The sequence below is a fragment of the Virgibacillus sp. DJP39 genome (assembly GCF_049310925.1).
GTDB lineage: Bacteria > Bacillota > Bacilli > Bacillales > Amphibacillaceae > Virgibacillus_F.
This window is the reverse complement of the sequence record NZ_JBMERP010000105.1, coordinates 1-9,683: the sequence shown is the minus strand read 5'-3', so window position 1 is coordinate 9,683 and position 9,683 is coordinate 1. Positions and strand designations below refer to the sequence as shown.

At 34.7% G+C, this 9,683-nt stretch carries 14 protein-coding genes; 1 reads left to right on the top strand and 13 read right to left on the bottom strand.

The window, feature by feature from the left end; translation table 11 throughout:
* Window positions 1-147 precede the first annotated feature (147 nt).
* The gene (locus tag ACOI1D_RS19690; protein ID WP_422503692.1) at window positions 148-402 is read right to left on the bottom strand and encodes a redoxin domain-containing protein; all 255 of its coding nucleotides are present in this window, start codon (window positions 400-402) and stop codon (window positions 148-150) included.
* A 495-nt stretch (window positions 403-897) separates the two neighbouring features.
* On the opposite strand from ACOI1D_RS19690, the gene ACOI1D_RS19685 reads away from it, so the two are divergent.
* Entirely contained in the window at window positions 898-1,086 is a 189-nt protein-coding gene (locus ACOI1D_RS19685; RefSeq protein ID WP_422503695.1) for a MerR family transcriptional regulator, read from the top strand.
* A 311-nt stretch (window positions 1,087-1,397) separates the two neighbouring features.
* Here the strand turns inward: ACOI1D_RS19685 and ACOI1D_RS19680 are convergent, their stop codons facing one another.
* From ACOI1D_RS19680 to ACOI1D_RS19625, 12 genes are all read right to left on the bottom strand, one after another.
* Window positions 1,398-2,174, bottom strand: a complete 777-nt coding sequence (locus ACOI1D_RS19680; RefSeq protein ID WP_422503691.1) for a YwmB family TATA-box binding protein — start codon at window positions 2,172-2,174, stop codon at window positions 1,398-1,400.
* Between the two features lie 68 nt (window positions 2,175-2,242).
* The gene (locus ACOI1D_RS19675; protein WP_422503690.1) at window positions 2,243-3,178 is read right to left on the bottom strand and encodes a cytochrome c oxidase assembly protein; all 936 of its coding nucleotides are present in this window, start codon (window positions 3,176-3,178) and stop codon (window positions 2,243-2,245) included.
* Between the two features lie 58 nt (window positions 3,179-3,236).
* Window positions 3,237-3,830: a class I SAM-dependent methyltransferase gene (locus tag ACOI1D_RS19670; RefSeq protein ID WP_422503689.1), complete on the bottom strand. Its 594-nt coding sequence runs from the start codon at window positions 3,828-3,830 to the stop codon at window positions 3,237-3,239.
* 95 nt (window positions 3,831-3,925) lie between these two features.
* Window positions 3,926-4,183: a hypothetical protein gene (locus ACOI1D_RS19665; RefSeq protein WP_422503688.1), complete on the bottom strand. Its 258-nt coding sequence runs from the start codon at window positions 4,181-4,183 to the stop codon at window positions 3,926-3,928.
* Between the two features lie 111 nt (window positions 4,184-4,294).
* A complete protein-coding gene (locus ACOI1D_RS19660) occupies window positions 4,295-4,507 on the bottom strand; it encodes an SHOCT domain-containing protein (protein WP_422503694.1) in 213 nt (70 codons plus the stop codon).
* Between the two features lie 54 nt (window positions 4,508-4,561).
* Window positions 4,562-4,765, bottom strand: a complete 204-nt coding sequence (locus ACOI1D_RS19655) for a hypothetical protein (RefSeq protein WP_422503686.1) — start codon at window positions 4,763-4,765, stop codon at window positions 4,562-4,564.
* Window positions 4,766-4,774: 9 nt separating this feature from the next.
* Window positions 4,775-6,151, bottom strand: coding sequence for an ATP-binding protein (locus tag ACOI1D_RS19650; protein ID WP_422503684.1), 1,377 nt, complete (start codon window positions 6,149-6,151; stop codon window positions 4,775-4,777).
* 1 nt (window position 6,152) lies between these two features.
* Complete coding sequence (locus ACOI1D_RS19645; protein ID WP_422503683.1) at window positions 6,153-6,854, bottom strand: response regulator transcription factor; 702 nt, start codon at window positions 6,852-6,854, stop codon at window positions 6,153-6,155.
* A gap of 22 nt (window positions 6,855-6,876) precedes the next feature.
* Complete coding sequence (locus ACOI1D_RS19640) at window positions 6,877-7,797, bottom strand: F510_1955 family glycosylhydrolase (protein ID WP_422503682.1); 921 nt, start codon at window positions 7,795-7,797, stop codon at window positions 6,877-6,879.
* Entirely contained in the window at window positions 7,797-8,036 is a 240-nt protein-coding gene (locus tag ACOI1D_RS19635) for a hypothetical protein (protein WP_422503680.1), read from the bottom strand. The genes ACOI1D_RS19640 and ACOI1D_RS19635 overlap by 1 nt, the downstream gene beginning before the upstream one ends.
* A gap of 77 nt (window positions 8,037-8,113) precedes the next feature.
* Window positions 8,114-8,824, bottom strand: coding sequence for a cytochrome c biogenesis protein CcdA (locus tag ACOI1D_RS19630; RefSeq protein WP_422503678.1), 711 nt, complete (start codon window positions 8,822-8,824; stop codon window positions 8,114-8,116).
* A 37-nt stretch (window positions 8,825-8,861) separates the two neighbouring features.
* Complete coding sequence (locus tag ACOI1D_RS19625) at window positions 8,862-9,590, bottom strand: sulfite exporter TauE/SafE family protein (RefSeq protein WP_422503676.1); 729 nt, start codon at window positions 9,588-9,590, stop codon at window positions 8,862-8,864.
* Window positions 9,591-9,683 lie beyond the last annotated feature (93 nt).

Below are 9,683 nucleotides of genomic sequence, written 5' to 3'. Positions count from 1 at the left end.
CATAATCGGGATCTGAATGTTATATTTCTGTACAATTTGTTTGGACATCGAAAGTGGGTCTGTCGTAACTGCAAATATTACCGTATTTTGTGCGGCGTATTCCTCAATTTTTTTATTCAGCTCAACTAGCTGATCTACACAAGCTTGTCAGCCATTGCCTTCATAAAAATAAAGTACAACATTTCCCCCCTTATAATCGGCTAAAGAAATGTTTCCTTCCGTAGACTGTAAGTTGAATTCGGGTGCCTCAGTTCCCACTGGAACGCCTGATGTATTGATATTAGACGTTTGTTTTTCCTGAATAGAAGCCAGCACAGCTAAAATCAGTATCAAACCGACTATTCCGGATAACCCAAAAATCCAGCTCTTATTTTTCCCTTGTTGTTTATTCTCTTGTTTCATATTCAGGTTCCCCTTCTACTTCGCATTTTTCTTAGAGCATCGCCTAGCCTCTAGTTTAGTCACTAAATGTGTAGTTTTTGTGTTTTTTTAAAAAACATCAAACTTAGGCTTGGAAGTAATATGTTCGACAGAAAATCTACCGGCTCACACCCATTTTAGAATGATTGTATAAATTTAGGGTTGTTGCTAAATGATGCGCTAAAACCATTGATAATTTGAATGTTATTTATATAGTAATACTGGATATAAATCATGAACTTATACAACTTATGAGAGAGGTTATAGAGATTTATGCTCAAGTAAATATAGAAATTTGTAAACGACGGCAGGATTATTTAAATAAAAAGGATAAAGTTACTGTTGACCCTGTACTACGGTACGGAGTAAATACTATTAACTGAGGAGGGATGAAATGGAAGGATTAACAATATGCAAAGTAGCAAAAGAAGCAAACGTCATATTGCAACCATTCGGTATTAGGAAAGGCGTGGGTTAATTTCTGAGCCTCCTCGAACGGAATCAGGTTATAGAAAATTTCATCTAGAAGTCGCTGAAGATATTAAATTCATTAAACGAACGCAGGATTTAGGGTTTACTCTTGAAGAAAATAAAAGCCTTTTAGCTACTTCAAATAACTATTGGAACAAGGGTGAAATCAACCTTTCTTTTGTTTTTTTTCGCTAAAAGTTTGCCCCTTATTGAGCCGATGCTTTAGCTGAATAAGAAAAATTAAATTTTAGGTTAAAAAACGCTCATTCTGAGCGTTTTTACTAGTTATTTCTATTTTTATTCAATTATTTTCCCCATTTTTAAAAATTATTATTTCTGTAGGAAAATAAATGGGAAATGCTGAGCTTGGTACTAATTTACAAAATCCACTTTGCTCGTGATGTAGGCATTTGTGAAGGTGTCGGTTACAGAGTAGATCAATACGTCTTGTAAGTACATTTCGCCAACCCCGCATAAAGACTGAGTTGATCTCTGGGATTTCTAAGCTAGTATTCTATTGTGATAATAGGCGTGCCAATGGTAAAAGTAGTTTTACCAGCAAGGTCATCAAAACGACTAGAAATTTGAATGTTTATTCGATTTTTACTTTTTATCGAATAGCTAAGTTCTTTTGAAAAACCAGTTAGGCTTATTACCTCTTTTTCATTTAGCCCTTCAAAAACAGAAGCATTTAAGTTTTTAAACATTTCCATTATTATTTGTTTTTGACTGCTATGACTTAACTTCTCATCCAAGCTCCCTTGAATATTCACTATAATTTCAGGCTTTACAGAGGCATTATCCAACGCGTTTTTGAGATGAGTGTAATTTTTGAAAAAGTCATTTTTAATTGTTGAGTTACTAAGCAAAGAGACATTTAAAAACACTTCATATTCCCTGTTTTCATTCAAAACGCCCGCTAAAGCAACTTTTATTTTAGTGTTCGGTACAGAAGAAACAACTTTTTGGCCTTGGTATTTAATTACTTTTTTTTCATCTGGTTCCGAAGTAATTGAAAGATTGGTTGAAAAGGCCTGTTCTAGTTCTGTTTTAAAAGAATGTATTTGCAGAGGATCTTTATAGGTATTAACTAAACCACTATAATTTAAAATCACCTTTTCACTTTCAATATTTTCTTCACTCATGGTACGCATTAATAAAAGACCGTCATCTTTAACATCGTTCTCTGCATAAGTGTTATTGCTCTGATTTATAATCGTTATAATTCCCAACGTGATAAGCGAAAAAGTAATTAACCAGTTTCTTCTGATTTGAAAAGACATTGAAGCTCCTCCTATGAAACTATTAGTCTTATTTTTTAAGAAACAATATTAGTTTTAGTAATTTATTATCACTCTACTGAACTAACAGGAAGCTCATCAATTTGTGCATTCTTTTTCCTTTCTAACCTCGCCCATTTAGAGAAAATATATGTTATCGCAGCTCCATAGGAAATTTCTTGGACAAGTTTCATAATAATTCCCCCTAGTTGCTGATCATTTTGTGGTGTGGAAAATGAAAATAATTGTGGTGCCTCATTTACGGATGGATAAACCACATCAGGAGCAAAAATAATCAACGCACAAGCAGGTGTAATCAGAATTCCATTCGCAAACATATACCCGATTTTCGTAAGATAAGACATTTTGTTGATTTGACCTACTGGAGCCAACACATGGATCCACATTAAGAAAGCAGATGTATTTATGACAAGGTGCGATACTTCCAACAAAATAAATTGTTGCCAAACGTATTCATAGATTGTTGGTATATGATATAAAGACCAAAGAACATTAAATAAAAGTAGGCCAATTAACGGAGATTTAAATATACGTAAGATCTTTGATTTAACTAATATTTTATCAAAAAATTGATAAAATACATGCGGCATGCCAACTAATATAAGAGGTGGCATGACAATGTACATCAGCGCTTGCTGGAGCATATGCGCACTAAATATGAGATTATTAGATAGGATAGAAATCGGACCTGCTAAGGAAATATAAATGGTTAATAGCCCAAAGAGAAACGATATTTTTTTCCTAAGATCACGCTCTCCTGTATAACTATTTGAAACTTTACGCATAACCCGAAGGTAAACTATGTAAACAACTACTAAAGAAAAAAATAAAAGTGGATTCAATATTTCAAACCAGGTATACTGTTGAAATACACCTCCATCTTCCGTTATCCTTGATTCTGGGTTGTGAGCAAATGTTTGCAACGGCAGCAAGGAAAAAAAGAACAGTGCTAACCCTAATATCTTAAGCTGATTTTTTATATTCATATGTCTTGGCTCCTTGTAAATGACGATCAGGTGATAAAGTTATGATCTTAATTACGTTTTATTTGTTATTAAAACATGTGATAGACAAAAATATTCCTTTATAATGTGAATCCACATTCAAAATAGAAAAATTAGATTGATTTAATATTCCTAGCGTATCGCGGTTTAAATGGCACCCATCACATACCTGTTTCCATAATGGAGTTAATACATCTTGTGTTTTTTCTAAAAAAGCTTGGTTTACTTTAACATGCTCAAAAAGTAATAGCTTAGCCCCAGGTTTGCCAACCCTTTGTATTTCCTCAAGAGCTTGCAAGGGGTCTGGTATGGTACAAAATACAAGTGTTGCTACCACTGAGTCAAACGAATTATCGGCAAAAGGAAGTTTTTCTGCTTTAACTGAATATGTTTGAATTGGCACGTGAGAGTTTCTTACATTTTTATATGACTGTTGCCTCATAGTAGGATTTGGTTCAATTGCATCAACGTGTGTAGCATTTCTATAATAAGGAAAATTAACACCTGTACCTGAACCTACTTCCAGGATCCTTCCCACTGCTTCGTCCAAAAGAGTTGTTCTAATTTTTTTAAATTTGGTTTGTTCGAGAGGTCTCATTGCCATATCATAAATCCGCGGAAACCAATCACCCATTTTGTCACCTCTTATCAACTCTGCAAATCATAAAAAGATACAAAAGACCTCTTCAGAAAGAGGCCTTTTTATTCTTAGGGGGTTTCTAATATGAGTTACTCTGTTTCTTTTTCACTTTCATAAGAATCCATAAAATCACCACAAGCATTCATCATTTCCTTACCTTCTGGTGAATTCATAGCCATCATCATGCTAGACATATTGCCATTTTCCATCATGTTCGACATTCCATTGCCATTCATCATATTACCCATTTTGTTGTTGTCTGATTCTTGTGCAAATGCTGTTGTTCCTAAAATTAATAGGGCCGCAAAAGCAAAAGACAATAGAAATGGCACCTTTTTAATTTTCATGTTTTGTCTCCTTTCTTTTCATTATTACTAGGACAACTTTAGTATAAACAACAAATTTGTTGAAATTGTGAGGATGTGATTTTTTTAAAGCTGCCTCTAAGATATCAAAAGCTAATTTTCATTTTTTAACCTCGCTTTTTTGTCGTCATACTCTTGTGCGTCAATTTCACCTTGTGCAAATCGTTCTTTAAGAATTTGAATGGATGTATTTTCTTTCTTTTCAAATGGTTTTGATATTAATAACACTATTCCATATATCACGAAGCCTAATACAATTATCCAAAGTACCATGTTAAGTATCATACTTCCACCCATCATTGACATCAATGTAACCACCTCCTTTTCTGTATGTTGCTTATTTTGCAATTAGAAGTTTTCTTATTTATCTTTTTTCTTCAGAACTATCATGTATACAATCCCTATTATTACTACTGGCAATCCCATCCATAAACAAAGAAATATAAACGTTTCAAAATAAGACTGCATTGATTCAGTTCCCCACATAGTTGTTCCAGAAACAGTAAGGCAAGTTAAGCCTATAATAATAAGCAATATAGCTATCAACCATTCTATTTTTTTCATGTTTCCCCCTTACTCAGCTATTGGGAAACTCAGCTGAAATCTTGTCCCTTGACCAACATGGCTACTTACCGAAATCGTTCCATGTTGGATTTCAACTAAATTCTTTACAATAGCTAATCCTAATCCCGTGCCTCCAAGCTCCCTTGAACGTGACTTTTCAACACGGTGAAAACGTTCAAATATTAAAGGAAGTTCTTCTTTTGGAATCCCAATACCGGTATCTTCAACAATTACATGTACTTTATTTTCCGAATTCCAAACTATTACATTAATTGATCCCTTTTCTGTATATCGAACGGCATTCCCCAGTAAATTTATAAAAATTTGTTCTAGACGGATACCATCTGCGTCAATAAAAGGAACGCTGCGGTCTATGTTACTTGTTAACATTAGTCCTTTCTGATCAAGTTCTATTCTGACTTTAAGAAGGGCTGTATCCAATACATCTATGAGATTGATGGCATCCATCTGTAGATCTATTTTACCTTCCTCCATTTTTGATAAATCAAATAAATCATTGATTAATCTAACCATCCGTTCAGTTTCATCTTCAATGATCGTTAAATATTGTTTTCTTTCCTCCTCCGTCTGATAAAGACCCTTTTTCAAAACTTCGGCATACCCTTTTAAGTAAGATATTGGTGTACGCAATTCGTGTGAAATATTTGCAAAAAGCTCTCTTCTGTTAGACCGGTATCTATTTGTCTCGAGTGCCAAGTTGTTAATTGCTTTTCCTAATGAACCTACTTCGTCCCTTGATGAAATGTTTACTTGTATGTCTAAATTCCCCTTAGCAATTTCCCTTGTTGCTATTTCCATTTCCAATAGGGGATCAGACAGCTTTTTGGAAATGACATACGTGAATCCAAGTGCCAAGAATAACGCACCAACTGCAGACAAAATTAGTAAATCTCTAATTTTCTGAACAGGTTCCTGAACATCGTTTATAGAAGCTAGAACAAAAAAGGATCCCTTGAAAGTGTTGGATTTAATAATGGGATGCCCTGAGCCAAGATAGGTTCTTCCTGCTTTAGAATCCTCAAACTTTTTCCGAATAGATTGTCCTTCTTCTAATTGACTGATATCTTCATCGGTTAGATTTGCAATCCGGATACCAGTGTCTGCTACAACTTTTCCATTAGCGTCAATAATATAGATTTCTTTGTTGGTCAATTCAGCCAAATTCTTAAACATGTCAATGATTGTTTCATCTTCAAGCGAAGTGATCGTACGAGCATACTTTTGAGAAAGCTCTCCTATTTCTTCTTGGACTTGACTATAATAGAAATTAGTGAATATTTGATTAGCTACATAACCAAGAGGTAGTAGCACAACCAAGAACAAGGTCATGATAGTCCCGCCAAGCTTTAGTACAATTTTATTCATGCTAATTTTGATCCTCTTGCGTGCCAAACTTGTATCCCACACCCCAAACCGTTTTGATTGGATTATAGGATAATCCTGATTTCCGGAGTTTTTCTCGTATGTTTTTCACATGTGTATCAATAGCTCGCGTATCACGAAATTCTTTCAGGGACCAGATTGCATCCAAGATAATTTCACGGGTAAACACTCTTTTCGGTTGACTAGTGACTAAGTAAAGTATATCGAATTCCTTTGGTGTTAACTCAACCGAAGTCTCTCTGACTATTACTTCTCTACTTTCATTGTTAATAGACAAGTCCTCAAAATACAATATCGTCTTATTAGATTCTTTATTTTTAACTTTCTGGCGCCGTAATAAGGCACTAACACGGGCAACCAGTTCTTCAGGAGCAAATGGTTTAATTAAATAGTCATCAGCTCCAAGATTTAGCCCATGTACCCGATCTTTAATATCATCTCGGGCAGTTAACATCAAAATAGGAAGTTGTTTCGTTTTGCGAATTGTTGAACACACATTCCAACCATCTATATCTGGTAACATGATGTCTAAAATAATTAAGTCATAGGGCTTTTGCTGAACCATCTTTAGTGCTTCATTGCCATCCCTTGCTTCCTCAATGTGATGGTTCTCTTTAGATAAATAAATTTTAACTAAGTTTCTCATGTTCCATTCATCATCCACAATCAGAATTCTACTTTTCATATTCAACCCTCACTTTTACGATTTAATGGGGTATCGCTACACCTTCATCAACGTTTTGATTCCATGTGTTCCCAGCATCATTGGAAATATAGATATCTTTTTTATGTGTAGCAAAAATGAATTCATCCTTGTTTGCTGGGTTTTGTTTAATATAGCTAATTGCGTCTTCTCCTGGATCAGGAACATTTAGTTCCACTGACTCTTGTGTAGATAGGTCAATTTGAAAAAGACTCACCTCATCTGTCTTAGTTGCTACCAACAAGTTGTTCTGATGGCCAAAGGAAACCGCCGATACGGATCCTGTAATAGATAGCTTTTCAAAATTATTGCCATGGTCTTCTGATAAGAAAATCCCCTGATTTGTTCCAACAGTTACAACACCCTTTTTAGTAGGGTGGGCTGCTAAAGCAATCGCTTGTCCTTCAATACCGGCTAGTTTACTTTGTTCCCAAGTTTTCGCTTCATCTGTTGAATAATAAAAACCTGGTTGATCCATTTGTGAATTTTTTGTAGGATTAAATACATAGATTTCCTCTGTCTTGTACCCAACAGCCATCCCATGAAAATCAATTTCTTTATATAAAGCAAGTTTTTCGATTGTTTTACCCTTATTTGTACTTTTAACGATGCCAAGTGGATTTGCTAGATCTGAATTAGGAGCAGGGTGTCCACTACTATAAAAACCATCTTTAAACATATTAAATCCCATATAATCGTGTTTAGAGCCCTCTGTTGGGATAGTCCATGTGCCATCTTTATAAACTCTTAGTCCATCGTGTGCTGGAACATATATTTCTTCCCCATCATTTGTATATCCAAGACCATGAATATGCGTGAACGTTACCTTTTCCTCACCACTTACATTAAAGGCTATTAAAGAGACGATCACTAATAATGAAGATAAAATAGAACCCCATTTATAGATATTATTTCTTTTTCGCATCAAATTATGTTTTCACGATTTGATTTGTTTTTCAGATTTAAATATTTCATTTTGGTTTTTGCAGTAACAAATAATGTCAGAAAAATTGCAAGTATTAGCAGAGAAGCTATTAAACCGTAACTCCAATAATTGATCACATTTTCCTTAGCATGCTCTTCCGCCGTTCCATGAGCAAGTCCTTTTAGTGGCATTATGAATAGAACGACACCTGTAAGTATCAATACTTTTATTTTTTTCATTCTTTTTTTACACTCCCTGACAATTAATTCATACGCTTTTTAGTATACACAAAAGATTTGAAGAAAGTATGTGGTTTTTAAAAACCAGTAAATCCATTAAAAAAATGACTAGCTAGAAAAGAAGTTAACTTTGTCATCCAATCGAAAAATAAGAAGATTCCCATGAAGATCATGGTTCCCCCTCCAATTTTCATAATTAACCGATTGTGTTTTTTTATCCATTTCATCTTTCCAATAAAGAACGACATGAAGAAGAATGGAATGGAAAAACCAAGCACATATGCAATCATATAAAATAAGGCCTGATCAGGATTCGAAACACCAAGGGCAATTACTCCCGCCAATATAGGACCTGTACATGGCGTCCAACCGGCTGCAAATGCAAAACCAATAACACTTGACCCTAGATAACCAGTAGGTCGGTCTTTAAATGTCATTCTTTTTTCTTTCATTATGAACCCTGGTTTGAAAACACCTAGTATAACTAGGCCTATTCCGACTAGCAGTATTGCTCCCAGTTGCCGTATTAAATCTCCGTAATAGATGAATAGTTCACCTAACAAAGAAGTGGAAAAGCCTAATGCAATAAAAATGACTGAGAATCCAATTAGAAAAAACAGGGTATGTAGAAGTGCACGTTTTTGTAACAGTCCTTTTCCATTTTTTATTTCGTCAACAGACATACCCGTTATGTAAGATAAAAAAGCTGGGTATAAAGGTAAGCAACAAGGTGAGATAAACGATAACACCCCAGCAGCAAGCGCCAATAATAAATTCACGTCTTCCATTTTTTATCCCCCTCGTATATGTATCTCTAATTTGGTATTACCAATAGGTTAAAGTGTCTAAAATGCCTAGTATAATCATAAGCCAACCCACCATACGTTGAACGTACAACCCAATTTTCCTGCCACGCTTCATAAATTGTCCACCTAATTCAAAATACCATATTAAAAATATAGCCAACAATAATGGAATGGAGGTTCCTATTCCAAAAACAGATGGTAAAACCGCACCATAGGTTGAAGATAATACTACCGGCATTAAAGTCATAAAAAATAAAATAAACATAGTGGGGCAAAAAGCTAATGTGAAACTAACTCCCATTAGAAAACTTCCCACCTTGCTGTCTTTTAAATAACGTCTTGGAATTTCACCTATGTTTATACTCCATCGCATCGTTAGAAATCCAGCCATATAAATACCAATCAAAATCAAAGTTGGCCCAATAAGCTTTCTCATAACAGGAATAAAAAGTGTGAAATTTGCCTGGAATTCCTTTCCTAGCCACCATACTATCAGACCTAAACCTGAAAAGACCACTAGCTTTCCTAATATAAAAAGAAATATATGCATCCATGGTACATTTTTCTGTAAGGAACGGTTCCCATATATCGTTATTGCACCAATATTACCCGTAAACTGACAAGGAGCTACAGCACCAACAACACCCAGTAAAAAGGCAGATAACATAGGAATACCTGCCCATTTGTTTGCTAAATTAAAAAACGGATCACTTAGTAAATTGCTGATGTCACTGAAAAATTGATACATGATAGCCCTCCAATCAAATAACTAAAAAGAATTACTCTATCAAGTTCAATAACTATTTTATGTTCTAAATGTGAGGAAACTGTGAGGTTTTAG